Origin of the sequence: Paraburkholderia phytofirmans, assembly GCF_046028095.1 — a bacterium.
Lineage (GTDB): Bacteria > Pseudomonadota > Gammaproteobacteria > Burkholderiales > Burkholderiaceae > Paraburkholderia > Paraburkholderia phytofirmans_A.
This window is the reverse complement of the sequence record NZ_JAQQDJ010000001.1, coordinates 762,091-787,458: the sequence shown is the minus strand read 5'-3', so window position 1 is coordinate 787,458 and position 25,368 is coordinate 762,091. Positions and strand designations below refer to the sequence as shown.

General features: G+C 62.9%; 22 protein-coding genes. 4 read left to right on the top strand and 18 right to left on the bottom strand.

Going from position 1 to position 25,368, the window contains the following annotated elements:
• Positions 1 to 62 precede the first annotated feature (62 nt).
• The 14 genes from PQR54_RS03615 to PQR54_RS03550 form a co-directional block, all read right to left on the bottom strand.
• Positions 63 to 662 (bottom strand): TetR/AcrR family transcriptional regulator, encoded by a 600-nt coding sequence (locus PQR54_RS03615; protein ID WP_012431721.1) that lies wholly within the window; start codon positions 660 to 662, stop codon positions 63 to 65.
• A gap of 891 nt (positions 663 to 1,553) precedes the next feature.
• Entirely contained in the window at positions 1,554 to 2,813 is a 1,260-nt protein-coding gene (gene clsB / locus PQR54_RS03610) for a cardiolipin synthase ClsB (protein ID WP_408244096.1), read from the bottom strand.
• A complete protein-coding gene (gene nudB, locus PQR54_RS03605; RefSeq protein WP_408244250.1) occupies positions 2,810 to 3,325 on the bottom strand; it encodes a dihydroneopterin triphosphate diphosphatase in 516 nt (171 codons plus the stop codon). Before nudB ends, clsB begins: the two co-directional genes overlap by 4 nt.
• A 181-nt stretch (positions 3,326 to 3,506) precedes the next feature.
• Positions 3,507 to 5,306: an aspartate--tRNA ligase gene (aspS, locus tag PQR54_RS03600; RefSeq protein ID WP_408244095.1), complete on the bottom strand. Its 1,800-nt coding sequence runs from the start codon at positions 5,304 to 5,306 to the stop codon at positions 3,507 to 3,509.
• A 63-nt stretch (positions 5,307 to 5,369) separates the two neighbouring features.
• The gene (locus tag PQR54_RS03595) at positions 5,370 to 6,023 is read right to left on the bottom strand and encodes a DUF502 domain-containing protein (RefSeq protein WP_408244094.1); all 654 of its coding nucleotides are present in this window, start codon (positions 6,021 to 6,023) and stop codon (positions 5,370 to 5,372) included.
• Positions 6,024 to 6,098: 75 nt separating this feature from the next.
• The gene (locus tag PQR54_RS03590) at positions 6,099 to 6,476 is read right to left on the bottom strand and encodes an FmdB family zinc ribbon protein (RefSeq protein WP_408244093.1); all 378 of its coding nucleotides are present in this window, start codon (positions 6,474 to 6,476) and stop codon (positions 6,099 to 6,101) included.
• 182 nt (positions 6,477 to 6,658) lie between these two features.
• Complete coding sequence (locus PQR54_RS03585) at positions 6,659 to 7,282, bottom strand: class I SAM-dependent methyltransferase (RefSeq protein ID WP_408244092.1); 624 nt, start codon at positions 7,280 to 7,282, stop codon at positions 6,659 to 6,661.
• Positions 7,283 to 7,305: 23 nt separating this feature from the next.
• Positions 7,306 to 8,883 (bottom strand): ubiquinone biosynthesis regulatory protein kinase UbiB, encoded by a 1,578-nt coding sequence (gene ubiB / locus PQR54_RS03580; protein ID WP_106310773.1) that lies wholly within the window; start codon positions 8,881 to 8,883, stop codon positions 7,306 to 7,308.
• Between the two features lie 15 nt (positions 8,884 to 8,898).
• Positions 8,899 to 9,543: a ubiquinone biosynthesis accessory factor UbiJ gene (locus PQR54_RS03575; protein ID WP_408244091.1), complete on the bottom strand. Its 645-nt coding sequence runs from the start codon at positions 9,541 to 9,543 to the stop codon at positions 8,899 to 8,901.
• Positions 9,544 to 9,699: 156 nt separating this feature from the next.
• Positions 9,700 to 10,692, bottom strand: a complete 993-nt coding sequence (locus PQR54_RS03570; protein ID WP_408244090.1) for a Tim44 domain-containing protein — start codon at positions 10,690 to 10,692, stop codon at positions 9,700 to 9,702.
• A gap of 38 nt (positions 10,693 to 10,730) precedes the next feature.
• Positions 10,731 to 11,462, bottom strand: a complete 732-nt coding sequence (ubiE, locus tag PQR54_RS03565; protein ID WP_064265554.1) for a bifunctional demethylmenaquinone methyltransferase/2-methoxy-6-polyprenyl-1,4-benzoquinol methylase UbiE — start codon at positions 11,460 to 11,462, stop codon at positions 10,731 to 10,733.
• A 67-nt stretch (positions 11,463 to 11,529) separates the two neighbouring features.
• Complete coding sequence (locus PQR54_RS03560) at positions 11,530 to 11,943, bottom strand: gamma-butyrobetaine hydroxylase family protein (protein ID WP_106282019.1); 414 nt, start codon at positions 11,941 to 11,943, stop codon at positions 11,530 to 11,532.
• Positions 11,944 to 12,028: 85 nt separating this feature from the next.
• Positions 12,029 to 12,457, bottom strand: coding sequence for an HIT family protein (locus PQR54_RS03555; RefSeq protein ID WP_408244089.1), 429 nt, complete (start codon positions 12,455 to 12,457; stop codon positions 12,029 to 12,031).
• 34 nt (positions 12,458 to 12,491) lie between these two features.
• A complete protein-coding gene (locus tag PQR54_RS03550; RefSeq protein ID WP_408244088.1) occupies positions 12,492 to 16,586 on the bottom strand; it encodes a DUF3683 domain-containing protein in 4,095 nt (1,364 codons plus the stop codon).
• Between the two features lie 462 nt (positions 16,587 to 17,048).
• Between PQR54_RS03550 and ilvA the strand changes: the two genes are divergently transcribed.
• Genes ilvA through queF form a run of 3 tightly spaced genes read left to right on the top strand, consistent with a single transcriptional unit; the run spans position 17,049 to position 20,361 of the window.
• Positions 17,049 to 18,614 carry a threonine ammonia-lyase, biosynthetic gene (gene ilvA / locus PQR54_RS03545; RefSeq protein ID WP_408244249.1) on the top strand — a complete coding sequence of 522 codons (1,566 nt, stop codon included), beginning with the start codon at positions 17,049 to 17,051 and terminating at the stop codon, positions 18,612 to 18,614.
• Between the two features lie 23 nt (positions 18,615 to 18,637).
• Positions 18,638 to 19,540 (top strand): 5'-nucleotidase, encoded by a 903-nt coding sequence (locus tag PQR54_RS03540; RefSeq protein ID WP_012431706.1) that lies wholly within the window; start codon positions 18,638 to 18,640, stop codon positions 19,538 to 19,540.
• Complete coding sequence (gene queF / locus PQR54_RS03535; protein ID WP_408244087.1) at positions 19,537 to 20,361, top strand: NADPH-dependent 7-cyano-7-deazaguanine reductase QueF; 825 nt, start codon at positions 19,537 to 19,539, stop codon at positions 20,359 to 20,361. Before PQR54_RS03540 ends, queF begins: the two co-directional genes overlap by 4 nt.
• Positions 20,362 to 20,435: 74 nt before the next feature.
• Here the strand turns inward: queF and PQR54_RS03530 are convergent, their stop codons facing one another.
• The 3 genes from PQR54_RS03530 to PQR54_RS03520 form a co-directional block, all read right to left on the bottom strand.
• On the bottom strand, positions 20,436 to 20,822 hold the full coding sequence (locus PQR54_RS03530; protein WP_007179354.1) for a RidA family protein: 387 nt from the start codon (positions 20,820 to 20,822) through the stop codon (positions 20,436 to 20,438).
• 82 nt (positions 20,823 to 20,904) lie between these two features.
• Positions 20,905 to 22,386 (bottom strand): N-acyl-D-amino-acid deacylase family protein, encoded by a 1,482-nt coding sequence (locus PQR54_RS03525; protein WP_408244086.1) that lies wholly within the window; start codon positions 22,384 to 22,386, stop codon positions 20,905 to 20,907.
• 3 nt (positions 22,387 to 22,389) lie between these two features.
• Positions 22,390 to 23,280 carry a MurR/RpiR family transcriptional regulator gene (locus PQR54_RS03520; RefSeq protein WP_106301982.1) on the bottom strand — a complete coding sequence of 297 codons (891 nt, stop codon included), beginning with the start codon at positions 23,278 to 23,280 and terminating at the stop codon, positions 22,390 to 22,392.
• Between the two features lie 158 nt (positions 23,281 to 23,438).
• Here PQR54_RS03520 and PQR54_RS03515 point away from each other — a divergent pair, with 158 nt between their 5' ends.
• Entirely contained in the window at positions 23,439 to 24,716 is a 1,278-nt protein-coding gene (locus tag PQR54_RS03515; RefSeq protein ID WP_408244085.1) for an amino acid deaminase, read from the top strand.
• Between the two features lie 126 nt (positions 24,717 to 24,842).
• Here the strand turns inward: PQR54_RS03515 and PQR54_RS03510 are convergent, their stop codons facing one another.
• Entirely contained in the window at positions 24,843 to 25,355 is a 513-nt protein-coding gene (locus PQR54_RS03510) for a MarR family winged helix-turn-helix transcriptional regulator (protein WP_408244084.1), read from the bottom strand.
• Positions 25,356 to 25,368: the final 13 nt, after the last annotated feature.

Here is a 25,368-nt window from a genome sequence, read left to right as displayed (position 1 = left end):
AGCTGAGTCCGTGGATCGGAACTTTCTGCGCCGCTGAATCCGCCTGATTGGCGGCGGCGCTGCTAACGGCTTTCGCTTTGATACGAAACAATCAATTTTTCCAGCGCGGCCCACGTGAGACGCACCGCATCCGGCAGGTGCAGGAAGCGCGCGTCGTGATGCAGACCGAGCGTGAAGCTGTACAGTTCGAACAGCATCAGTTGCGGATCGGTGTCGGCACGCAGATGCCCTTCTTCCATTGCCTGCGAAATCGCACGCGTGAGCGCCGCACGCCAGACCGTCACGCTCGACACCAGTTGCTCACGCACCGGGTTATCCGCGCGGTCGTCGTATTCGACGGCGCCGCTGATGTAGATGCAGCCGGTGGTGACTTCCTGAATGCGTTTCTCGATCCAGCGCGAAATCATCGCGCGCAAGCGCGGCAATCCACGAGGCTCGCGCAAACTCGGGAAAAACACCTCGTCTTCAAAACGACGGTGATATTCGCGCACGACTTCGACCTGCAAATCCTCGCGCGACCCGAAATGCGCGAACACTCCGCTTTTGCTCATCTGCATGCGCTCGGCCAGCAGCCCGATCGTCAGACCTTCCAGTCCGTCGCGGCTTGCCAGGTCAAGTGCTGCTTCGAGAATTGCGGCTCGCGTCTGTTCGCCTTTTCGCATAGCTTTTTACCGTTCTAATGTGACCGAAAGAAAATCGAACGGCCGTACTATTATTGAGTGCTGCCGTCCGCGAAACAAGGACTTTATTAGAAACCGGTTTCTAACCTAGTTTCAATTCTGCGGCATCCGTCAATCGGAGGAATGAGATTTTTTAGAGGCGTTTGCCTTATGTTTGCGTTGAGACAGGATTGCCCGCCCAAGCGCACGCTTTCTCTGATTGGCGTAGCCGGCCGACATGATGCAGCAAGTCGGTCCGAATGCAGAAGCGTTTGGCGTATCGCGGGTATTCCGGCACCGCTCGCAAAAGCGCGCATTGCTGGTTGGAACTTGTGCCTAAGGTTCGTCGAGACGCAGACGTGCCGCGGCGCTGCCGCCCGTGGCGGGGCCCGCTCGGGCTTGCCCGGCCGGAACAGGCAGGAAGAAAGAGCCCTCGGCCGGACGCGTTCTCGTGCGCCGGGAAAGTTTGCGCAAGCGCCGTGGCGAGGTGCGCCCGCGCGTCGTTATGGTCGGCACACCGCGATGGGAGGAAAAGACGCAATCCGGGATATCACGGCTGTCGTCCCCGCCACACACTTAGCGCCAGCATCCGGCGCAACGGTCGCGAGCGTCAGGCCCGGTTGATCATTGCCGCCGCAAGATGCGATATCGAAGTGGCGACGGAAATCACCAAGCCGAGGCTATCGATCGATGACGCGGTATCCGCGAAGTCGGTGATTTCGTCTGTCCAATTGATTAGTGCGCGCCCGGGCGGCGGCGTGCAAAGCAAAGCAAAGCAAAGCAAAGCAAAGCAAAGCAAAGCAAAGCAAAGCAAAGCAAAGCAAAGCGGCCCAAGCATTGCGCTTGAGCCGCTTCGTGCTCCACCGACACTGTTCACAAACGCATTGCCGCGAGTCAGTCGTACCCGCCGACCGTCAGCAACTTCATCACGGCCCGATAGGTCGTGTAGGCGAGCCAGTTGAGCGCACGTTCGCCGGCCGGCCGGGCGTCGTAGCGCGCTTCGTCGATACGGCGCGAGTCCTTGAAGGCGACGAGGATTGCCTCACGCAATACGTCGATCGACGGGTCGTTCACCAGCACCACATTCGCTTCGTTGTTGAGCATCAGGCTCAGCGCGTCGAGGTTCGACGAGCCGACCGTCGCCCAGTTCGAATCCACCACCGCGACCTTGCCGTGCAGCAGCGTTTTCTCGTACTCGGCGATCTGCACCCCGGCCCTGAGCAGCGCGCGATACAGAAACGGCACCGCGTAATCGAGCGCCTTGAATTCCTTGCGCCCGATAATCAGCTTCACCACGACGCCGCGCCGCGCCGCGAACACCAGCGCGCGCCGCAGCTTGCGCCCCGGCATGAAATACGGATTGGCGAGCAGCACTTCGTTGCGCGCCTGGCCGATCGCGGCCAGATACGCTTTCTCGATAGCACGCCGGTTGATCAGGTTGTCGCGCGCGACGAACGCCACGCACGGCTGGCCGCCCGCCCACAATTCCTCGTTACGACGCCGGCGGCGACGCCGCAGACTGCCGAGCGAGGCCGTGGTCTTTGGCCCAAGATCAGGCTCCAGAGATTCGATCGGCCGATGCCCGAGTCGAATCCGCCGCCATTGCACCTCGAACGCCTGGCGGATATCGGCAACCACCGGTCCATGCAATTCGACCGCGAAGTCCCAGCGCCGGTACGGCAGCTTCTCGCCATTGTTCTCGTAGTCGTCGACGATGTTGATCCCGCCGCAGTACGCGAACTGATCGTCGATCACCGCCAGTTTGCGGTGCGTGCGTGAAAAGCCGAAGCGGCCGAACAGATGCGGGTTGTAGATGCGATGGTCGATGCCGGCAGCAGGCCACTCGTTGAACAGCGGCAAACGCGCGGTGCCGATGCCGTCGGTGATCACGCGCACCTTCACGCCGCGCGCGGCCGCGCGCAGCAGCGCCGCGCTCACCGCCTTCCCGGCGTTGTCATGGCAGAAGATATAAGTTTCGAGCACCACGTCGCTCTGCGCGGCATCGACACGCGCGACCAGAGCGCTGAAGAACTCGTCGCCGGAACGCAGCAGCTTGACGTCGTTGCCGCTGGTGAAGCGGTAACGCTGCCAATAGCGGCGGCCGAGCAGCGATTGCCGCAGTCGGGCGAAGCGGCGCGCGCCGCCGACGCTCACCGGCCACGCTCCGTGGGATGCCCAACGTCAGCACGCCCACTGAGCCGCTCATGCAGCCTTTTAGGCAACTGCAGGATCGCATCGGCATTCGACGACGAAAAGCAGCGCGACGCCGCCTCGTCATACGGCAGCCACAGAAACGCAGTGTGCTCGCGCGGCGCGAGCGTGACCTCGAGTTGTTCGGGTACCTGCAAGCTGAACCAGTGCTCGGTGTTGTGGATCACGCCTTCGGCGTAACGATGCCGGAACTCCGGGTAGATCTCGTATTCGATTGAGTATTGCCAGTCGAACAACGCGCTCGGCGGCACCAGCGAGCTACCTATCACGATGCCAGTCTCTTCGGCGACTTCGCGCGTCGCCGTCTGGACCAGCGGCTCATCGAGCCGGTCTTTGGAGCCTGTAACCGATTGCCAGAAACCGGCGTGATCGGCGCGCTCGATCAACAGCACGTCGAGCGCGGGCGTATGGATGATGACGAGTACGGATTGCGGAATCTTCGGCGGTTTCGGCATGGCGTGAAAACTGGGCGCAACGCTTGCGCGGTACATGTCGGCGAGTGGTCCAGAAAGTGGGCCAAACAGTTGCATCGACTGTAACGCAAAAAACGAAAAAGGCGCATCACACAAGGTGATCACGCCTTTTTCGGTTGCTCCTGCTGTCGTTTTTCAGACAGCACTGACTGGACTCAAGCCATTACACCTTCGGTTCCGGCTGACGCAGACGGATATGCAATTCACGCAACTGACGCTCGTCCACTTCGCTCGGCGCCTGCGTGAGCAGACACTGCGCGCGTTGCGTCTTCGGGAACGCGATCACGTCGCGGATCGAGTCGGCGCCAGCCATCATCGTGACGATGCGGTCCAGACCGAACGCGATACCGCCGTGCGGCGGCGCGCCGTATTGCAGCGCGTCGAGCAGGAAGCCGAACTTGGCTTGCGCTTCTTCCGCGTTGATCTTCAGCGCGCGGAACACCTTGCTCTGCACTTCTTCACGGTGAATACGCACCGAACCGCCGCCGATTTCCCAGCCGTTCAGCACCATGTCGTAGGCCTTTGCGAGGCAGCGCGCCGGATCCGTTTCCAGATACTCGAGATGCTCGTCTTTCGGGCTCGTGAACGGGTGATGCGCGGCCACGTAGCGGTTGTCTTCCTCGTCGTATTCGAACATCGGGAAGTCGACCACCCACAGCGGCTTCCAGCCTGTCTCGACCAGACCATTGGCCTTGCCGAATTCCGAATGACCGATCTTCAGACGCAGTGCGCCGAGGCTGTCGTTCACCACCTTCGCGCGGTCCGCCGCGAAGAAAATGATGTCGCCGTCTTGCGCGCCGGTGCGCTCGATGATCGCCTTGACCGCTTCGTCGTGCAGGTTCTTGACGATCGGGCTTTGCAGACCGTCACGGCCCTTCGCCACTTCGTTGACCTTGATCCACGCGAGGCCCTTCGCGCCGTAGATGCGCACGAATTCCGTGTAGCTGTCGATGTCGCCACGCGAGAGCTCGCCGCCCTTCGGCACGCGAATCGCCGCGACACGGCCGTCTTTCGTGTTGGCCGGCGTGCTGAACACCTTGAAGTCGACGTCGCGGACCGCGTCCGTCAGGTCCGTGAATTCGAGCTTCACGCGCAGGTCCGGCTTGTCCGAACCGAAGCGGCGCATGGCTTCCGAATACAGCATGACCGGGAATTTCGCGTCCAGCGTGACGCCGATCGTTTCCTTGAACACATGACGGATCATGTCTTCGAACAGATCGCGAATTTCCTGTTCCGACAGGAACGAGGTTTCGCAGTCGATCTGCGTGAATTCCGGCTGACGGTCGGCGCGCAGGTCTTCGTCGCGGAAGCACTTGACGATCTGGTAGTAGCGATCGAAGTTCGCCACCATCAGCAGCTGCTTGAACAACTGCGGCGATTGCGGCAGCGCGAAGAACTGGCCCGGGTTCGTACGCGACGGCACGAGATAGTCGCGCGCGCCTTCCGGCGTGCTCTTGGTCAGCATCGGCGTTTCGATGTCGATGAAGCCTAGCGAGTCGAGGTACTTGCGCGCCTCGATCGCAACGCGGTAACGCAGACGCAGGTTGTGCTGCATTTGCGGACGGCGCAGGTCCAGCACGCGGTGCGTGAGACGCGTGGTTTCCGACAGGTTGTCGTCGTCGAGCTGGAACGGCGGCGTGATCGACGGGTTCAGCACGATCAGTTCGTGGCACAGCACTTCGATCTTGCCGCTCTTGAGCGCGGCGTTCGTGGTGCCTTCCGGACGGCCGCGAACCACACCCTTGATCTGCAGGCAGAACTCGTTGCGCACGCCTTCGGCCGCCTTGAACATCTCCGCGCGGTCCGGGTCGCAGACGACCTGGACGAGCCCTTCGCGATCGCGCAGGTCGATGAAGATGACGCCGCCATGGTCGCGGCGGCGACTCACCCAGCCGCACAGCGAGACGGATTGGCCCAGCAGTTCTTCGGTCACCAGACCGCAGTATTGAGATCTCATCGACATGATGTTTGTCTTTCGTTTTGCATTGGTTGAACGGCGCGTGGCATGGAAACGCTACGTGCCGCGTTACAGCGGAGGCTCGACTGTCGTGCGGCGCACCGGCGCCGGCGGCGCGGACGGCGCCACGACGCCCATCGAGACGATGTACTTGAGCGCGGCGTCGACGGTCATGTCGAGCTCGATCACTTCGCTCCTGGGCACCATCAGGAAGAAGCCGGAGGTTGGATTCGGCGTAGTCGGCACATACACGCTGACGTGATCTTCTTTCAGGTGGTTGATGACGTCGCCGCCCGGAATGCCGGTCAGAAACGCAATCGTATAGGAGCCGCGGCGCGGGTACTCGATCAGGAGCGCCTTGCGAAACGCGTTGCCGCTGCTCGACAGCAGGGTATCGGACACCTGCTTGACGCTGGTGTAGATCGGGCCGACCACCGGAATGTGAGCGACCACGACTTCCCACCACTTCACGAGCTTCTGCCCAATGAAGTTTTGCGTCAACAGTCCAACGACAAAGATGAAGGCGAGCGTGAGCACTGCGCCGAGGCCGGGCAGGCGAAAGCCGAACAGGCGCTCCGGCTGCCACGCGCGCGGCAGCAGAAGCAGCGTCTGGTCCATCGTGCCGATGATCAGACCGAGCACCCACAGTGTGATGGCCAGAGGCACCAGCACCAGCAGGCCAGTCAGGAACACCGATTTGAGCGTCGTTTTTTTCGTCGTCATGTGTACCGCCAGAAAGCCGCGCGGACCGAAGCCCAAGGCGCGGCGTGTGCGCCGCCGGGGAGGGCGGCAGTCCTACTAGGTGCTGCCGGAACCGCTCGAACTCGCCGAAGCGGCTGGTGCGGCAGCAGGCGCGGACGGCGTCGCAGCCGTGCTGCTGGCCGGCGCCGCGTCGGATTGCGTGGCGCCGCTATTGGCGCTCGCGTTCTCGCCGGAGGCGCCATTCGAGGCGCCGTTGGCGTCAGGCTTGGCAGGCGCGCTCGCGCCGCCGTTGCCGCCGCGAAAGTCGGTCACGTACCAGCCGGAGCCCTTCAACTGGAAGCCGGCGGCCGTGACCTGCTTGCGAAATGTGTCTTTCCCGCATTCGGGACACTGCGTCAACTGCGGGTCGCTGATCTTCTGAAGCACGTCCTTCCCGAAGCCGCATGATTCGCAACGATAAGCGTAGATCGGCATGATCTTTTTCCCTACTGAAATCTAGTAAACGCTTGCAAAGCCTTGAATTATAGCCGCAAACGATATCCTGCCCCCGGATTTTGGGGACAAGCGCCCGACGCAGCCGCCGTTGCGTTAAGTGGGGGCGGCGGTAGGCGAATCAAGTGCGGCGGGCGTCGCCGTCAAGCGCTGCTGCCGCGCGGTCAGACGCGGCGACGCCAGGTTAGCCAGCGCTCACGTCCCGCGAACACGGCGATCGAATCATGCACGGCTTCGTCTTCGATCAACTCGAAGTACGGCTCGAGCAGCGCGTCGAGTTCCGCGCGCTCGATGCCGAACGGCGGTCCTTTCGGCGTCGCGCCAATAAAAAAGAAGCCTGCGAGCAACGCGCCGCCGGGCAGCAGGTCGGCCATTCGTCGCGCATAGTCCGCGCGGCGCGCGAGCGGCAACGCGCAAAGGAACGCGCGCTCGTATATCCAGGCGGGTGTGAAAGGCGATTCGTACGTGAAGAAATCCGCCTGCTCCACCAGATGCGCATGCTGTGCGCCGAGTTGCTCATGCGCTGCCGCGACCGCAGCCGGCGAAAAGTCGATCGCCCGGACCGGGTAGCCCTGCCCGGCCAGCCAGACCGCTTCGTACGCGCTGCCGCAACCGGGAATCAGCACGGCGGCGCCGGCATGGCGCGCGGCGAACGACTCAAACGCGGACGGCACGCCCGCCTGATCCCACGGCATGAAGCCGCGCTCGAAACGCTCGTCCCAGAACTCGGGCGAGTTGGGATCGCGGCTCTCGAATTCAGGCGCGGAGGATTGGGTCGGGTCGCTCATCGGTTACCTCGCAGGGATCGCAATCAACCGCCGTAAGCGAGCGCCAGAAACGCCCGCGCCAGCACCGCGCCGACGCCGACCGCCACACCGAACAGCAGCAAGCCTTGCAACAGCCGGTTGGTGCGCTTCTGCTCGAGCAGAATCTGGCGAATCATGTCGTCGTTCGCGCCGCGTTTGTTGTCGTGACGCTCGGCCAGCACGTGATGAATCAGGCGCGGCAACTGCGGCAGCGTCTTGCTCCACTGCGGCGCCTCGATCTTCAGACGCTCGTACCAGCCGCGCAGGCCGATCTGTTCGTTCATCCAGCGTTCGAGGTAAGGCTTGGCCGTCTTCCACAGATCCAGTTCGGGATCGAGCGAGCGGCCGAGCCCTTCCACGTTCAGCATGGTCTTTTGCAGCAGCACCAGTTGCGGCTGGATCTCGACATTGAAGCGGCGCGAGGTCGAGAACAGGCGCATCAGCACCTGGCCGAGCGAAATATCCTTCAGCGCGCGATCGAAGTACGGCTCGCAGACCGCACGGATCGCGCTCTCGAGTTCCTCGACGCGGGTGGTCGGCGGCACCCAGCCCGACTCCAGATGCAGCGTGGCCACGCGATGGTAGTCGCGCTTGAAGAACGCGAGGAAGTTCTGCGCGAGGTAGTTCTTATCGAAGTCCGACAGCGCGCCGATAATGCCGAAGTCGAGCGCGATATAGCGGCCGAAGTGCGCCGGATCGAGACTCACCTGAATGTTGCCCGGGTGCATGTCGGCGTGGAAAAAGCCGTCGCGGAATACCTGGGTGAAGAAGATTTCGACGCCTTCGCGCGCCAGCTTCGGAATATCCACGCCGGCGGCGCGCAGCGTCTCCACCTGGCTGATCGGCACGCCGACCATGCGCTCCATGACGAGCACCGTGGGCGTGCAGAACTCCCAGTACATCTCCGGCACCAGCAGCAGATCGAGCCCGGCGAAGTTGCGCCGCAACTGGCTGCCGTTGGCCGCCTCGCGCATCAGGTCGAGTTCGTCGTGCAGGTATTTGTCGAATTCGGCGACCACCTCGCGCGGCTTCAGACGCTTGCCGTCGGCCCACAGGCGCTCGGCCCACACGGCGATGTCGCGCAGCAACGCGAGGTCGGAATCGATCACGGGCAGCATGTTTGGGCGCAGCACCTTCACGGCCACCGCCTTGCCGGCGTGCTGCCCGGCCTTCACCGTGGCGAAGTGCACCTGCGCGATCGAGGCGCTCGCCACCGGCACCCGCTCGAAGTCGTCGAAGAGCACGTCGACCGGTGCGCCGAGCGCATTTTCCACCAGCCTGATCGCCACCGCCGATTCGAACGGCGGCACCTGATCCTGGAGCTTGGCGAGTTCGTCGGCGATATCGACCGGCAGCAGATCGCGCCGCGTCGACAACACCTGCCCGAACTTGACGAAGATCGGTCCGAGGCTTTCCAGCGCGAGCCGCAGACGCACGCCCGGCGGCGCGTCGAACTTGCGGCCGATCGTGGTGATACGCAGCAGCAGACGCACGCGCCGGTCGTTGACGCGGCTGAGCATCATCTCATCGAGACCGAAGCGGATGACCGTAAAGAAAATCTTGAGGAAACGCAGAAAACGCATAGTTGAGCCCGGTGACTAGCGCGTGCCGCGCGACGTGGCGGCGCCGCCCGGCGCATGGGCGCCGCGGGCTTCGACCTTCTGTTCAAGACGCTCGAGGCGTTTTTCCACACGCGCCAATGCGTCGCGCGCGCGGGCCAGTTCGACGTTGAAGTCCTGCAGCGCTGCGCGGCGCACCAGTTGCGGATTCTCGTCGAGCAGATATTCGGTGGCGGTGTCGAGCAGATTGCGGCCGGTGCGCTGCACGTGTTCACCAACCGTGCGTACGACCGACGCCACCCTATAGGCCGGGCCGTCGCCGATGAATTTGGCCAGGTCTTCTTCCGGCTCCCAGCGCAGATGTTCGGCGAGCCTGGCGATCACGGTGGCGAATTCGGCGTCGCCTTCGATCTTTACGTGCTTCATCACCGCCGCCTGGCCGCCTTGCACGAAGGCGGGCAGCGCGTCGGACGGCACCGAAATGGTCACGTCGAACTGCTGCGCCTCGGTGGCGGCGACGGCACTCAGATAGCCGTCCGGTTGCACCAGCAGCATCAGCACGACCGGCGGACAGGACAGTCTCGCGGTCTTGCCCGCGTAGGGGGCGAGGCGCTCACGAGCCCACGATTCGCGGGCGAGCAGATGATTGACAGCAGCAGCGAAGGGCTTGGCGGCGAGGGTCATTGAAAGTGGCAAGAAAAAACCCGCGCGAGCGAGGTGCCCGCGCGGGTTCCTATTGTAACGTCCGTTCGCTTCGCGGCCTGCTATGCCGAACGGCCAACGTACGGTGCGAATTCAGAAGGCGCTGCTGCGTCGCGCGGCCCCAGCCGCGCCGCCGCTTCAGTGCTGCGCCACCTGCTGGATGCCGGCCAGCAGCCAGCCTTCGCCGGGGCGGTTCGCCTTCGACAGGTTCCAGACTTCGACGAACGGCTCCGCCGCCGCGCCCGGCGCCTCGCGAATCAGGCCCGAGAAGCGGACGCTGGCGAAATATTCGTTCGCGCGCTCTTCCACGCCCAGCAGTTCGGCGTTCAGTTGCACCACGTCCGTCTGATTCGTCTCGGCGCCGCGCGAGGACAGATCGACCTTCACCTCGGCGAACATCTCCGGCGTGGTGAATTCGCGGATGTCTTCGGTGTTGCCGACGTCCCATGCGGCTTGCAGACGCACGAAGTAGACCTTGGCGTTGCGCAGGAACGCTTCCGAGTCGAAGCCGGCCGGCACTACAGGCGCGGCATTGACGGTCGGCGTGTTCAGCGGGTTGCCTTGCGGTTCGAGATACGAGCCGGTGGGCGGCGCGCTATAACGCGGTTCCTGCGAGTAGCCCGTGCCGCCAGAGTTGAGCGACGGCGAACTGCCCGCGTACGCCGGTTGCGCCGAGTCACGCTTGCGGCCCATGAAGCGGCGAATCAGCCAGATACCGATCATGGCGATGATCGCGATCACGATGATATTGGCCATGGCGCCGGCGAACGCGCCGCCCAAGCCGAAGTGCGACAGCAATGCGGCGATACCGAGACCGGCCGCCAGACCGGCGATCGGTCCGAGCCAGCGCGAACGGTTGGGCTGCGCGGCGGGCGTCGGCGCGGGCGCCGGTGCAGGCTGCGCGCGCTGCTGCATGGCCTGATTGCCTTGGGAAGGTTGCGACGGCGCGGACTGCTGCGTCACGCTATTCGACTGACGGCCGATGCTACGGCCACCGCCCATGCGGCGAGCTTCCGCATCGAGCGAAGCGAGGGAGCCGGCCATGATCAGACCGACCATCGCGATCAGTCCGATTCTTCTCACCAGCGACCGCTTAACCTTACGGGGAGATAACACACCTGAATCGGACATTTTCGTACTTTCCTTTAAAAATCGACGGGTTAGGAACCCTAGTATTTGGTCCCCACATGTAAAGCTACCACGCCAGCTGACAAATTGTAATATTTGACGCCGTCCAGGCCCGCTTGTTCCATCATTGTTTTCAAAGTTTCCTGGTCCGGATGCATCCGGATCGATTCCGCGAGGTATTGGTAACTCTCGGCATCTTTTGCAAAGCGTTCGCCCAACCACGGCAACACCTTAAAAGAATAGACGTCGTAGACCTTTTTGAGCGGATCCCATACCTTCGAAAATTCCAGCACCAGCAGACGCCCCGCGGGTTTCAGCACGCGCCGCATTTCCGCCAGCGCCACGTCTTTGTGCGTCATGTTGCGCAAGCCGAATGCCACGGTCACCACATCGAAGTAATTGTCCGGAAAGGGAATTTTCTCGGCGTCGCAAAGCAGCGCCGGCGTGATCACGCCCTTGTCCAATAGACGGTCGCGGCCCACGCGCAGCATCGATTCATTGATGTCCGTGTGCCAGACTTCGCCCGTTTCGCCTGCCTGCTTAGCGAACGCTTTCGACAGATCGCCCGTGCCGCCCGCGATATCGAGCACCTTGTAGCCCGGCCGCACGTTGGCCTGGGCGATCGTGAACATTTTCCACGCGCGGTGCAACCCGCCCGACATCAGGTCGTTCATCAAGTCGTAGTTGGCGGCAACCGAGTGGAACACGCCCGCCACCTTCTGCGCCTTGTCCTGTTCGTCGACCGATTGAAAGCCGAAGTGGGTTTTGCTCATCGCGCTCGTCCTTTCGCGTATTCTGAAATGTTGCGCCGCATCAGCGCGGCGTTCGGGGCGAATCGTATCAGTGACAGTGCCCGTGCGCAGCGCCGGCTTGAACCATCGGCGTATCGCGGTCGACGCCGGCGGCCTGAAGTTTGGCGAGATAGTCGCGCCAGAGTTCATCCTGGCGCACTGCCATGTCGTACAGCAGGTCCCACGAATAGATGCCGGTGGCGTGCCCATCCGAGAAAGTCGGTTGCAGCGCGTAGTTGCCGACGCCTTCGATCATCGTGATCGTCACTTCGCGCTTGCCGGTCTGCAACGTTTCCTGGCCGGGCCCGTGGCCCATCACTTCCGCCGATGGCGAATACACGCGCAGCAGCTCGAACGGCAGTCGATACGATTCGCCGTTTGCGTACTGCAATTCAAGTACACGCGATTTGGAATGCACGACCACGCCGGTCGGCACCGGAGTATCGGGAGTCAGTCCACTCATGTTGACCTCATAGAGAACGCCGCCTCAATTCTTCTTGCCCATTCTGGGCCTGGTGCGGATGCGACAGGTTCGCGAGAACTCAAGCTCAAGCCAGCGCCTGTTCGATTTCCTGCCGCACCGCTTCGCGCAGCAAAGTGGCTTGCGCGCGGCGCGACGACAGCATGGCTTCGGACACCGTGCGCTGGCGCGGCGCCCAGATGGGCAGCGGAAAATGAGCGTCGTTCGAAAAACGCGGAATCACATGCCAGTGCACGTGCGGCACCTGGTTGCCAAGGCTCGCCAGGTTCACCTTGGCCGGCACAAGGATGCGCCGGATCGCGCGCTCGACCGCGTACACGGCCTTCATCACGCGATCGCGGGCGTGTCCGTCGAGGTCGGAAAACTCGGCCACATGCTCGTTCCAGATGACCCGGCAAAAGCCCGGGTAATCGTGTTCATCGGCGAGGACGACACGCAAGGTGTCGTCGTGCCACAGCACATCGCCGCCATCTTCACGGCAAAAAACGCATTCCATCGTCGGCCTCAGGCAAAAATCGTCAGTCGTGCCATTAAACCAGCACGCGCTCGATTCCGCCATTGTTCGCACGCTGCACGTAGTCGACCATCCAGTCTTCACCGAGCACGTGACGTGCCATCTCGACGACGATGTAGTCCGCCTCGATGCCCGCGTCTTCGTTGTAACGCGACAGACCTTGCAGGCAGGACGGGCAGCTCGTGAGGATCTTCACGTCGGTGGCGCCCTTCGGCTGCGGGCCGTCGCCGGCCTTGAGCACGGAGCCTTCCGGCGCACCTGCCGAGCCGGCCGATGCATTGGCCGGATTGATCCCGTTCGCGCCCGCTTCGGCCACCAAAGGAATGCCCCGCAGTTTCGCCGCGCCCTTACGGATCTCTTCTTCCTTGCGGAAGCGGACCTGCGTCGAAATATCCGGACGCGTAACAGCAAGCGTGCCGGATTCGCCACAGCAGCGATCGTTCTTCTCGATCTTGTAGCCGTCCTTCTCCGAGCCCATCAACTGATTGACGAGCTTGACCGGGTCCATCGTCTTGATCGGGGTGTGGCAAGGGTCGTGGTACATGTAGCGCACGCCGTTCACCCCGTCGAGCTTCATGCCTTTCTCCAGCAGAAACTCGTGGATGTCGATGATCCGGCAGCCCGGGAAGATCTTCTCGAATTCGTAGTCGGCAAGCTGGTCGTAGCACGTGCCGCACGACACCACCACGGTCTTGATGTCGAGATAGTTCAGCGTGTTGGCGACGCGGTGGAACAGCACGCGGTTATCCGTGACGATCTGCTCGGCCTTGTCGAACTGGCCGGAGCCGCGTTGCGGATAGCCGCAGCACAGATAGCCCGGCGGCAGCACGGTTTGCACGCCCGCTTCCCACAGCATGGCTTGCGTGGCGAGGCCGACTTGCGAGAACAACCGCTCGGAGCCGCAGCCCGGGAAGTAGAACACCGCTTCCGTATCAGCCGTGGTCGTCTTCGGATTGCGGATGATCGGGACGATCTTGTTGTCCTCGATATCCAGCAACGCGCGCGCGGTTTTCTTCGGCAGATTGCCCGGCATCTTCTTGTTCATGAAGTGGATCACCTGCTGCGTGACCGGCGGCTTGCCGACGGTTGCCGGCGGGTGCGCCGTCTGCTTCTTCGCGAACTTCTTCAGCACTTCGTTGCCGAGGCGCTGCGCTTTGTAGCCGACACCCATCATCGCGGTGCGCGCGAGATTGATGGTCTGCGGATTGGTGGCGTTGAGGAAGAACATGCCGGCCGCGTTGCCCGGGTTGAACTTCTTCTTGCCCATCTTGCGCAGCAGGTTGCGCATGTTCATGGTCACGTCGCCGAAGTCGATCTTCACCGGGCACGGCGTCACGCATTTGTGACAGACGGTGCAGTGATCCGCGACGTCGTTGAACTCGTCCCAGTGCTTGATCGACACGCCGCGGCGAGTCTGCTCCTCGTACAGGAACGCCTCGACCAGCAGCGAGGTGGCGAGAATCTTGTTGCGCGGGCTGTACAGCAGGTTCGCGCGCGGCACGTGAGTCGCGCACACCGGCTTGCACTTGCCACAGCGCAAGCAGTCCTTGATCGACTCGGAAATCGCGCCGATGTCGGACTGCTGCATGATCAGCGATTCATAGCCCATCAGGCCGAACGACGGCGTGTACGCATTGCGCAGGTCGGCGCCTTCGAGCAGCTTGCCCGCATTGAAGCGGCCATGCGGATCGACGCGCTGCTTGTACTGGCGGAATTCGCTGATCTCGTCTTCGGTCAGGAATTCGAGCTTGGTGATGCCGATGCCGTGCTCGCCGGAAATCACGCCGTCGAGCGAGCGCGCCAGCTTCATGATGCGCGCGACCGCCGTGTGGGCGTCCTGCAGCATCTCGTAGTTGTCGGAGTTGACCGGCAGGTTCGTGTGCACGTTGCCGTCGCCCGCGTGCATGTGCAGCGCGACGAACACGCGGCCGCGCAGCACCTGCTTGTGAATCGCCTGGGCTTCGTCGAGGATCGGCTTGAACTCGCCGCCGTTGAAGATCTGCCGCAGTTCGGCGCGGATTTCCTGCTTCCACGACACGCGGATCGTACGGTCTTGCGTGACATGGAACACGTTGGCGTCGGGCTGCGCGTCGGCGCGGTCGGCGAACTTTTCCGCGAGACCTTCGTAGCCGAGGCCGACCAGATAGTGCTGTGCTTCACGCAAAGACAGATCGAGCTTGTCGCGCAGGAATTCCCAGCGGGTACGCACGCGTTTCAACAGATCAAGCGCCTGTTGCACGCGGTCTTCGAGCAGTTCGGCGCTCGGAATTTCGTTGGCGTCGTCGCTCTTGCCGAGCGGCAGCTTGCCGGCCTGGAAGAACGCTTCGAGCGCGTCGACCAGTTGCAGCTTGTTCTTGATCGACAGCTCGATGTTGATGCGCTCGATGCCGTCCGTGTACTCGCCCATGCGGTCGAGCGGAATCACCACGTCTTCGTTGATCTTGAAGGCGTTGGTGTGCTTGGCGATCGCGGCCGTGCGGCTGCGGTCGAGCCAGAAGCGCTTGCGCGCCTCGGCGTTGACCGCGACGAAGCCTTCGCCGCTCTTGCCGTTGGCCATGCGCACGACTTCCGAGGTAGCCTGTGCGACCGCATCCGCGTCATCGCCGACGATGTCGCCGATCAGCACCATCTTCGGAAACGCGTTGCGCTTGCTCTTGGTCGCGTAGCCGACCGCGCGCAGATAGCGCTCGTCCAGATGCTCGAGGCCGGCGAGAATCGCGCCGCCCTGCTTCGACGTCTCGAACAGGTAATCCTTGATTTCGACGATGCTCGGAATCGCGTCGCGCGCCTGGCCGAAGAATTCGAGGCAGACGGTGCGCGTATGCGCCGGCATCTTGTGCAGCACCCAGCGCGCGGACGTAATGAGCCCGTCGCAGCCTTCTTTCTGCACGCCCGGCAGACCGGCGAGGAATTTATCCGTGACGTCCTTGCCGAGACCTTCCTTGCGGAACACGCGGCCCTTGATGTCGAGCGCCTCCGTGCGCAGCAGCTTTTCGCCCGGCGCGTAGTTGCCGTCGAACCATTTGAGCTCGAAACGCGCGACTTCGATGTCGTGAATCTTGCCCATGTTGTGGTCGAGGCGCGTGACTTCGAGCCAGTTCCCTTCCGGGTCGACCATGCGCCACCAGGCGAGGTTATCGAGCGCCGTGCCCCACAGCACCGCCTTCTTGCCGCCCGCGTTCATCGCGACATTGCCGCCCACGCAGGACGCATCCAGCGAGGTCGGGTCGACGGCGAACACGAAGCCGGCCTGCTCGGCCGCCTCGGTCACGCGACGCGTGACCACGCCCGCGCCGGAGAAAATCGTCGCGACTTTGCGGTCGACGCCCGGCAGTTCGGTCATTTCGACCGCGCCGAGTTGTTCGAGCTTTTCCGTATTGATGACGGCCGAGAACGGCGTGAGCGGCACCGCGCCGCCCGTGTAGCCCGTGCCGCCTCCGCGCGGAATCACGGTCAGACCGAGCTCGAAACACGCCTTGATCATGCCGGCGATCTCGGCTTCGGTGTCCGGCGTCAGCACGACGAACGGGTATTCGACGCGCCAGTCGGTCGCGTCGGTCACATGCGAGACGCGGGACAGGCCGTCGAACTTGATGTTGTCCTTTTCCGTGACCTTGCCCAGCACCTTGGTCGCACGTTTGCGCAGATCGTAGGTTTTCTGGAATTCGCTGGCGAATTCGTCGACGGCGCGACGCGCGGCCTGCACCAGCGTTTCGACACGCGCGGCGCGGTCCACGCCCGCTTCATCGCCGTGTTCGGTCAGATCGGCGCGACGGCGCTTCTCGATCTCGCTCAAACGGTGATGCAGCGCCTCGATCAGCATCGCGCGGCGCTTCGGGTTGTCGAGCAGGTCGTCCTGCAGATACGGATTGCGGCGCACCACCCAGATGTCGCCGAGCACTTCGTACAACATCCGCGCCGAGCGGCCGGTGCGGCGTTCCGCGCGCAGTTCGGCCAGCACGGCCCAGGCTTCGTCGCCGAGCAGGCGGATGACGATTTCGCGATCGGAAAACGACGTGTAGTTGTAGGGAATTTCGCGCAAACGCGCTTCTGGATCGGCAGCCACCGTAGCGGCGGCTCCGTGCGGATCGAAAACTTGAGGTGCGTTCATGTTTGGACGACTCGGTAGGTCAACCGGGCGCGCTCGTCGATGAGGCGTCGGCTGACGGCGCGCGTGGCGCGCAATGCTGGAAATCTTCTAGGGGAGCGAAGCTCGACCGACGGCCAAACCCACACCGGTCGCTTCGCGGCGCTCAGATATAGCTACACGATCGTGCGTGGCGGACGTGACGCTCTGCCGCGGGACAACACTCACGCGGGGCGGGCATCAAGTGGGCGATCCGAGGCTGCCAGTGCATCTTCCGATCCTTATTCCAAAATGGAATTCTACCGCATGATCCCGCCACGCGTTGACGGCTGAAGTCGGAACAGCGGCGGGGGTTTGGGCACTTTCATGGCAAATAGTAAGGTGGCGCCTCTTTGCCGGAATGACCAACCGAACGGTCGGGCGGCGCTGTACGGCCCTGCTTCCGTGCATATGCCGAGAGCCTGAGCCTACACCGTTGGCGCTATCATTGACCCCTTCCCGTCTCACCAAGCGCTCAGCGCCACCCGCATGGCTTCCCACGACTACCTGAAAAAAACCCTGACCGCGCGCGTCTACGACGTGGCCCGCGAGACCGAACTCGAACGCGCGCCGAATCTGTCGGCACGTCTGCGCAATCCGGTGTATCTGAAGCGCGAGGACAACCAGCCGGTGTTCTCGTTCAAGGTGCGCGGCGCGTACAACAAGATGGCGCATATTCCCGCTGAAGCGTTGGAGCGTGGGGTGATTACGGCATCGGCGGGTAATCATGCGCAGGGCGTGGCGTTGTCGGCGGCGCGTATGGGCGTGAAGGCGATCATCGTGGTGCCGGTCACGACTCCGCAAGTCAAGGTCGATGCAGTGCGCGCACACGGCGGCCCGACCGTCGAAGTGGTGCAATTCGGCGAATCGTATAGCGACGCCTATGGCCACGCGGTGAAGCTCCAGGAAGAGCGTGGCCTGACCTTCGTGCATCCGTTCGACGATCCGTACGTGATCGCCGGCCAGGGCACGGTCGCGATGGAGATTCTCAGCCAGCACCAAGGCCCGATTCACGCGATCTTCGTGCCGATCGGCGGCGGTGGACTGGCAGCGGGCGTGGCGGCGTACGTGAAATCGGTGCGGCCGGAGATCAAGGTGATCGGCGTGCAGACCGATGATTCGTGCGCGATGGCGGCGTCCTTGAAAGCCGGCGAGCGGGTCACGTTGAACGAGGTCGGTCTGTTCTCGGACGGCACGGCGGTGAAGCTGGTCGGTGAAGAAACCTTCCGCCTGTGCAGCGAATATCTCGATGACGTGCTGCTCGTGAATACCGACGCACTCTGCGCCGCGATCAAGGACGTCTTCCAGGACACCCGCAGCGTGCTGGAACCCGCGGGCTCCTTGGCCGTGGCCGGCGCCAAGCAGTATGCGGAGCGCGAAGGCATCGAGAACCAGACGCTGATCGCGATCACGTCGGGCGCGAACATGAACTTCGACCGCATGCGCTTCGTGGCCGAGCGCGCCGAAGTCGGTGAAGCGCGCGAAGCGGTGTTCGCCGTGACGATCCCCGAAGAGCGCGGCAGTTTCCGCCGCTTCTGCGAACTGGTCGGCACGCGCAGCGTCACCGAATTCAACTATCGCATTGCAGATGCGAACTCCGCCCATATCTTCGTGGGCGTGCAGATCAGGAATCGCAGCGAGTCGGCGCAGATCGCGGGCGCGTTTGAAGCGCACGGCTTCGCCACGGTCGATCTGACGTTCGATGAACTCTCGAAGCAGCACATCCGCTACATGGTCGGTGGCCGCTCGCCTTTGGCACACGACGAACGTCTATTCCGCTTCGAGTTTCCCGAGCGTCCCGGCGCGCTGATGAAATTCCTTTCGTCGATGGCGCCGAACTGGAATATCAGCCTGTTCCACTATCGCAACCAGGGCGCGGACTACAGTTCGATTCTGGTCGGCATCCAGGTGCCGGACAGCGAAAACGAGGCGTTCAACAAATTCCTCGCCACGCTCGGCTATCCGAACTGGGAAGAGACGCAGAATCCGGTGTATCGCCTGTTCCTCGCCTGATTACTTAGGACCGCAACCCGCAGATGGCTCTTTCGCTCGTCGACAAACTGGTGGTGGCAATCTCGTCGCGCGCGCTGTTCGACTTCGAGGAAGAGAACCGCGTGTACGAGGAAGGCGATCTGCAAGCCTATGAAGCGTTGCAGCGCGACCGCCTGACCGTGCCCGCCAAACCGGGCGTGGCGTTTCCGCTGATCCGCAAGCTGCTGGCCTTGAACACCGGCGGCCACCGCGTGGAAGTGGTGATCCTGTCGCGCAGCGATCCGATCAGCGGACTGCGTGCGTTTCATTCGTGCCGTGAGCACGGGCTCGCCATCGAGCGCGGCGTGTTCACGCGAGGACGCGCGCCGTTCGGCTACCTGAAGCCGTTGAACGCGTCGCTGTTTCTGTCCGCGAATCAGCAGGACGTGCGCGACGCGCTGGCCGCCGGATTTCCCGCCGCGCGCGTCTTGCCCGAATCGGCGAAAATGGCGAGCAAGTATCCGGACGAAATCCGCATCGCTTTCGACGGCGACGCCGTGCTGTTTTCCGACGAAGCCGAGCGCGTGTTCCAGAAGGATGGCCTGCGAGCCTTTGTCGGTCACGAGATTCACAACAAGGATCTGCCGCTCGCGGACGGTCCGTTGAAGCCGTTGCTCGAAGCGCTGCACCGGCTGCAAAAACTCGCGGACGAAGCCGCGCCGATGCATATTCGTACGGCATTGGTCACGGCGCGTTCGGCGCCCGCGCACGAACGCGCGATCCGCACCTTGATGGCGTGGAACATCGAAATCGACGAAGCGATGTTCCTCGGCGGCCTCGACAAGAGCGCATTCTTGCGCGAGTTCGAGCCGGACTTTTTCTTCGACGACCAAATTGGCCACTGCGAATCGGCCCGCGTCGTGACGGCGACGGGGCACGTGCTGAGTGGCATCGTGAACGCATCATGACACCCGAACAATCACCGCTGGGCAAGCCCTCCGCTTACACCGAACAATACGACGCGTCGCTGCTGTTTCCGATCGCGCGAAAAAATGCGCGCGAGGCGATCGGCATCGGCGCGCAGTTGCCGTTCTTCGGCACGGACATCTGGAATGCGTATGAGTTGTCGTGGCTGAATGCGCGCGGCAAGCCGCAGATCGCGGTGGCCACGTTCTTCGTGCCGGCGGATTCGCCGAATATCGTCGAGTCGAAGTCGTTCAAGCTGTATCTCGGCTCATTCGCGCAGACCGCGTTCGAATCGATGGATGCCGTGCGCGACACGATCAAGCGTGATGTGTCCGCGTCGTGCGGCGTGACCGTGTCGGTTCATCTGGCCGCGCCGTACGAGTTCGGCAAATTGCAGATGGAAGAGTTTGAAGGTTTGTCGCTGGATCGGCTGGATCTGGATACGGATGTTTACCATCCCGATGCCTCATTGCTGAAGGCTGCGCTCGATGAAGCGCCCGTCGAGGAGACTTTGGTCTCCAACCTGCTGAAGTCAAATTGCCCGGTGACGGGGCAGCCGGATTGGGGCAGCGTGCAGATTCATTACGTCGGCCCGCAGATCGATCACGCGGGCTTGCTGCGCTACATCATCTCGTACCGGAATCACACTGGTTTTCACGAGCAGTGTGTCGAGAAGATTTTTCTCGATGTGCTGAAGGCCTGCAAGCCGGTAAAGCTCGCGGTGTATGCCCGTTATACGCGGCGCGGTGGGCTGGACATCAATCCGTTCCGCACGAACTACAACTTGCCGATGCCGGACAATATGCGGCTGGCGCGGCAGTAATCAGTGGGTTGTTCGCCGCGGCAATTTGATCGCGAATCCGCGGCGAACGAAACCAGCTAAATCTTCATTCAGGGTTAAGCCGTGGGCTTCTTATAAGCCACACAATCCACTTCAACCCGGCAATCGATCACCATCGAAGAAACAACACACGCGCGCGCCGGCGGATTCTCGCCGAAGTACTCGCGGAACACCTTGTTGAACGACGCGAAGTCACGCGGGTCATCCAGCCACACGCCGCAGCGGACCACATGTTCCGCGCCATAGCCGGCTTCCTTCAAAATAGCGAACACGTTCTGAATCGCCTTGTGCGATTGCTCGACGATCCCGCCATTGATCACTTCGCCGTTTTCCATCGGCGTCTGTCCGGATACGAACAGCCAGCCGTCCGCTTCGACTGCGCGCGCAAACGGCATATGCTGACCGCCCGTTCCCTTCCCGCCTTCAACACCATATCGCTTCATCATCACACTCCTTAAAAAGTCCGGCACGCGTTCAGCGGAATCGCCGCGCGCGCCGCAATCAATCAGTCAATCGATTAAACAATCAGAACGCGCCGTGCGCGTCACCCTTCGACGCCGCGCCGCGCGCCACGAAGTGACCCGCGCGTTCGCCGGTCACTTCACCATCGCGATACGTCAACACGCCGTTCACCCACACCGCGTCGATGCCGTCGGCGGCCTGTTGCGGGTTCTCGAACGTCGCCACGTCGCGCACCTTGGCCGGGTCGAATAAAACCAGATCGGCGTGGTAGCCGATCTGCACCTCGCCACGCTGCGTGAGTCCATAGCGACGCGCCGACAAACCTGTCATCTTGCGCACCGCTTCTTCGAGCGGCAGCAAGCCCGCGTCGCGCGCGTAGTGGCCGAGCACGCGCGGAAACGCGCCCCACAAGCGCGGATGCGGCAGCGGATCGTTCGGCAATCCATCCGAGCCGACCATGGTCGCGGGATGCGAAAGAATGCGCCGCACGTCGTCTTCCGACATGTTGTGATACACCGCGCCCGCCGGTTGCAGGCGCTTGCCGGCTTCCTGCTGCGAGACGCCCCACTCCGCCGCAATCTCTTTCACGAGCTTGCCCGCCATCTCCGGATGCGGCTCCGACCACGTAATCGTGATGTCGATATCGCCCGTCACCTGCTTCACATCGAGCGTCGACGAACTGCGGTTGTACGGATAGCAATCGCAACCGATCGGCTGCAGGCGGCTCGCGCCTTCGAGCGACTTCAGCACTTCTTCGCTGCGCCCCCAGTTCGACGGACCCGCGCATTTCAGATGCGAAATCACCACCGGCACGTGGGCGTGACGGCCCACGCGGTACGCCTCGTCCATGGCATCGAGAATTGCGTCGAATTCGGTGCGCATGTGCGTGGTGTACAACGCGCCGGCCGCGGCGAGCGGTTCGGCCAGCGCCATCACTTCTTCGGTCGGCGCGGCGAACGCCGAACCATAGGCGAGTCCTGAACTGAGACCCAACGCGCCGTTGCTCAATGCTTCTTCGAGTTGCGCGCGCATGCCGTCGATTTCCTGCGGCGTCGCCGCGCGATCGAGCCGGTCCATCTGGTTGCTGCGCAACGCCGTATGGCCGATCAACGCGCCGACATTCACCGCGGGCCGGGCGGCGTTCACCGCCTCGACATACGCGGCGAAGGTCGGATACTTGAACGCTTCGCGCTCGCCGAGCAGATTCATCGGATCAGGCGGATCGCCCTTCAGCGCAACCGGCGACGCGCTGATGCCGCAATTGCCGACGATCACCGTCGTCACGCCTTGCGTGATCTTCGGCAGCATTTGCGGCGAGCGGATCACGTGCGTGTCGTCGTGCGTGTGAACGTCGATGAAACCGGGCGCCAATGCGCGGCCTTCGGCCTCGATCACTTCTTCGGCGAGCCAGTTCGACAGGTTGCCGATCGCGACGATGCGACTGTCGCGAACCGCGACATCGCGTTCGACAGGCGGCGCGCCCGTGCCGTCATACAGTTGCGCGCCGACGATCAGCGTATCGGCGGCTTCGGGATGCGAGTGCATGGATCAGTCTCCTAACGGTTGTCGATCGCCGCCGCCGCGGTGCGTGTCGAGTGCATGCTTCATGCGGCGCAGCAATTCGCGGCTCTCGTCACCCTGACTGACGGCAAGTTCGGTGACGAGCACATCGAGCGCCATCATCATCGCGTAACGCGACGACGACGGCTTGTAAATGAAATCGGTCTCAAAGGCGACGATCGGGATCACCCAATCGGCCAGCCGCGCGAGCGGCGAAGCCGGCGCGGTCAGCGCGATCACGGTTGCGCCGTAGCTGCGCGCGATCTTGCAGTTCTCGACCATCTCGGGCACGCGCCCAGTAGTAGACAGCGCGATCACCACGCATTCGCGCGACACGGTGCTGGCCACCATGCGTTGCAGCAAGCCGTCCTGATAGGTCGCGACAGGCCTGCCGAGGCGCACGAGCCGAAAGCGCATCTCGTCGGCGAGCGCCGTCGAGCCGCCGCCCATGCCGAACACGTAGATCATGCGCGCGCCGCGCAAAGCGGCGGCCGCATCGCCCAGCGGCGCCTGGCGCAGCAATTGGTGGTTATGCGCGAGCGCGGTCTGCAATTCGTCGAACACGCGAGTCGCGATCGGCTCCGGCGCGTCGCTCGGGCCGCCCGCCTGCAGGAAGCGCTGACCCACGGCGGCCGCCTGTGCGAGCCGCAGTTTCAGCTCACGCACATCGCGGCAGCCCACCGCCTTGGCAAAGCGCGTCACGGTCGCGACGCTCACCTCGGCCTGCTGCGCGAGCGCGCCGATGCTGGCACGCGAGGCGCCCGTCAGGTCGTCGAGAATCAGCGCGGCGACCTTGCGTTCGGCCGAGCGCAGTTCCGGCGCGCATTCGGCAATGCGCGCGACGATGTCGAAAGCCAGCGGTTCGGCGGTTAGGTTCATTGCAGACTGTGGATTGCTGCGCGAAGGCTGAGCGGGGCATCAACCTCGCGCCTTCGGCAAGCCGTGGTACTAAATAACATTTCTCCATCCATCGTACTTTCGGTAACATGGTAAAGTCAACTTTGATTCAATTTAACTGGACGATGGAGCAAGGAGACATGAAAGTTACAAACTATCAGGGCGCAACGATTGATCCTTATAGCAAGGGCTTGGGCATGGTTCCGGGCACCAGCATCCAACTCACGGATGCCAAGCGCCTCGAGTGGAACCTGCTGAACGAAGACGTGAGCCTGCCGGCCGCCGTGCTGTACGCGGACCGGGTGGAGCACAACCTCAAGTGGATGCAGGCATTCGTCGCGGAATACGGCGTCAAACTCGCGCCGCACGGCAAGACGACAATGGCGCCGCAGCTGTTTCGCCGTCAGCTCGAAAACGGCGCGTGGGGCATCACCCTCGCCACCGCGCATCAGGTGCGCGCGGCTTATCACGGCGGCGTCTCGCGTATTCTCATGGCCAACCAGCTGGTCGGCCGTCACAACATGATGATGGTCGCGGAGTTGCTCAGCGATCCGGATTTCGAATTCTTCTGTCTCGTCGATTCGGTCGAAGGCGTCGAGCAGTTGGGCGAGTTTTTCAAATCGGTGAACAAGCAGTTGCAGGTGCTGCTCGAACTCGGCGTGCCGGGCGGCCGCACTGGCGTGCGCGACGCGGCGCAGCGCAATGCCGTGCTCGATGCAATTGCACGCTATCCGGACACGCTGAAGCTCGCCGGCGTCGAGTTGTATGAAGGCGTGCTCAAGGAAGAACACGAAGTACGCGAGTTCCTGCAAAGCGCGGTTGCCGTTACGCGCGAACTCGTCGAGCAAGGCCGTTTTGCGCGTACGCCGGCGGTGCTGTCAGGCGCCGGTTCGGCCTGGTACGACGTGGTCGCGGAAGAATTCGTGAAGGCGTCGGAGACCGGCAAGGTCGAGGTCGTGCTGCGCCCCGGCTGCTATCTGACGCACGATGTCGGCATTTATCGCAAGGCGCAGACGGAAATTTTCGCGCGTAACCCGGTCGCGAAGAAAATGGGCGAAGGGCTGCTTCCCGCGCTGCAATTGTGGGCGTATGTGCAGTCGATTCCCGAGCCGGATCGCGCGATCATCGGTCTAGGCAAGCGCGATTCCGCGTTCGATGCCGGCATGCCCGAACCGGCGCGCCACTATCGTCCGGGCAACGAAGCGCCGCGCGATATCGCGGCGGGTGAAGGCTGGGAGATTTTCGGTTTGATGGATCAGCACGCGTATCTGCGGATTCCGGCAGGCGCTGACCTGAAAGTCGGCGACATGATCGCGTTCGACATCTCGCATCCGTGTCTGACGTTCGACAAGTGGCGTCAGGTGTTGGTGGTCGATCCGGCGTATCGCGTGACGGAAGTGATCGAAACGTTCTTCTGATGTGGCTCGCGAAGGGCACGTTCCCGGGCAACGAGGCGCGCCTTTCGTGGTGTCGCGGAACGCTTCGTTTTTTCGGGCCGTTCCGCCGGACTAACTATGTTTAATCGCGCCCGTCGCTCCGGCCAATCAAGGCTGGCGTAGCGGCGCCTCACTCCCCACTGTCTCGGGCGCGTGACCGGCAGCCTCGCCTGCTCCGGCTGTATTCGCCGTCGCCGCTACTTCGCCGATCCTCGCCTCGAGCATCTTCAACGCACCTGACAGCGCGTTCAGCGCCTCGTCGGGCAGCACGGCGATCGTGTCGTGCAGGAACGCATTGCGGCGCGGCAAGCTGGCTTTAGTCGCGGACTGCCCCGCTTCCGTCAGGCGCACATTGGTCACGCGGTTGTCGCGCGTATCCATGCTGCGAGCAATCCAGCCCAAACCTTCCAGCGTTTTCAGCTGCCGGGTCAGCGCGCCTGGATCGACACGCAAGCGCTCCACCAGCCGCTTCTGCGACGACTCGCCGCCCTGGTCGTGCAGCGCGAGCAGAATGCGCCAGCGCGGCAACGGATGGCCGACATGCGCCTCGAAAGCCGACATGAACGCCCGATATGTGCGGCCGAATTGCTGCATGACGGCGACGCGGTCCTGTTCTTCCATGATCTGTCAGTAA

Excerpts from the sequence above, each read along its gene's own strand:
- aspS (WP_408244095.1), bottom strand. The coding sequence starts at position 5,306 with ATGTCGATGAGATCTCAATACTGCGGTCTGGTGACCGAAGAACTGCTG.
- PQR54_RS03510 (WP_408244084.1), bottom strand. The coding sequence starts at position 25,355 with ATGGAAGAACAGGACCGCGTCGCCGTCATGCAGCAATTCGGCCGCACA.
- PQR54_RS03530 (WP_007179354.1), bottom strand. The coding sequence starts at position 20,822 with ATGAAGCGATATGGTGTTGAAGGCGGGAAGGGAACGGGCGGTCAGCAT.
- PQR54_RS03570 (WP_408244090.1), bottom strand. The coding sequence starts at position 10,692 with ATGTCCGATTCAGGTGTGTTATCTCCCCGTAAGGTTAAGCGGTCGCTG.
- ubiE (WP_064265554.1), bottom strand. The coding sequence starts at position 11,462 with ATGAGCAAAACCCACTTCGGCTTTCAATCGGTCGACGAACAGGACAAG.
- PQR54_RS03555 (WP_408244089.1), bottom strand. The coding sequence starts at position 12,457 with ATGGAATGCGTTTTTTGCCGTGAAGATGGCGGCGATGTGCTGTGGCAC.
- PQR54_RS03595 (WP_408244094.1), bottom strand. The coding sequence starts at position 6,023 with ATGACGACGAAAAAAACGACGCTCAAATCGGTGTTCCTGACTGGCCTG.
- PQR54_RS03540 (WP_012431706.1), top strand. The coding sequence starts at position 18,638 with ATGGCTCTTTCGCTCGTCGACAAACTGGTGGTGGCAATCTCGTCGCGC.
- PQR54_RS03550 (WP_408244088.1), bottom strand. The coding sequence starts at position 16,586 with ATGAACGCACCTCAAGTTTTCGATCCGCACGGAGCCGCCGCTACGGTG.
- PQR54_RS03525 (WP_408244086.1), bottom strand. The coding sequence starts at position 22,386 with ATGCACTCGCATCCCGAAGCCGCCGATACGCTGATCGTCGGCGCGCAA.
- PQR54_RS03575 (WP_408244091.1), bottom strand. The coding sequence starts at position 9,543 with ATGACCCTCGCCGCCAAGCCCTTCGCTGCTGCTGTCAATCATCTGCTC.
- PQR54_RS03515 (WP_408244085.1), top strand. The coding sequence starts at position 23,439 with ATGAAAGTTACAAACTATCAGGGCGCAACGATTGATCCTTATAGCAAG.
- PQR54_RS03520 (WP_106301982.1), bottom strand. The coding sequence starts at position 23,280 with ATGAACCTAACCGCCGAACCGCTGGCTTTCGACATCGTCGCGCGCATT.
- ubiB (WP_106310773.1), bottom strand. The coding sequence starts at position 8,883 with ATGCGTTTTCTGCGTTTCCTCAAGATTTTCTTTACGGTCATCCGCTTC.
- nudB (WP_408244250.1), bottom strand. The coding sequence starts at position 3,325 with ATGCCGAAACCGCCGAAGATTCCGCAATCCGTACTCGTCATCATCCAT.
- PQR54_RS03590 (WP_408244093.1), bottom strand. The coding sequence starts at position 6,476 with ATGCCGATCTACGCTTATCGTTGCGAATCATGCGGCTTCGGGAAGGAC.
- queF (WP_408244087.1), top strand. The coding sequence starts at position 19,537 with ATGACACCCGAACAATCACCGCTGGGCAAGCCCTCCGCTTACACCGAA.
- PQR54_RS03585 (WP_408244092.1), bottom strand. The coding sequence starts at position 7,282 with ATGAGCGACCCGACCCAATCCTCCGCGCCTGAATTCGAGAGCCGCGAT.
- PQR54_RS03560 (WP_106282019.1), bottom strand. The coding sequence starts at position 11,943 with ATGAGTGGACTGACTCCCGATACTCCGGTGCCGACCGGCGTGGTCGTG.
- PQR54_RS03615 (WP_012431721.1), bottom strand. The coding sequence starts at position 662 with ATGCGAAAAGGCGAACAGACGCGAGCCGCAATTCTCGAAGCAGCACTT.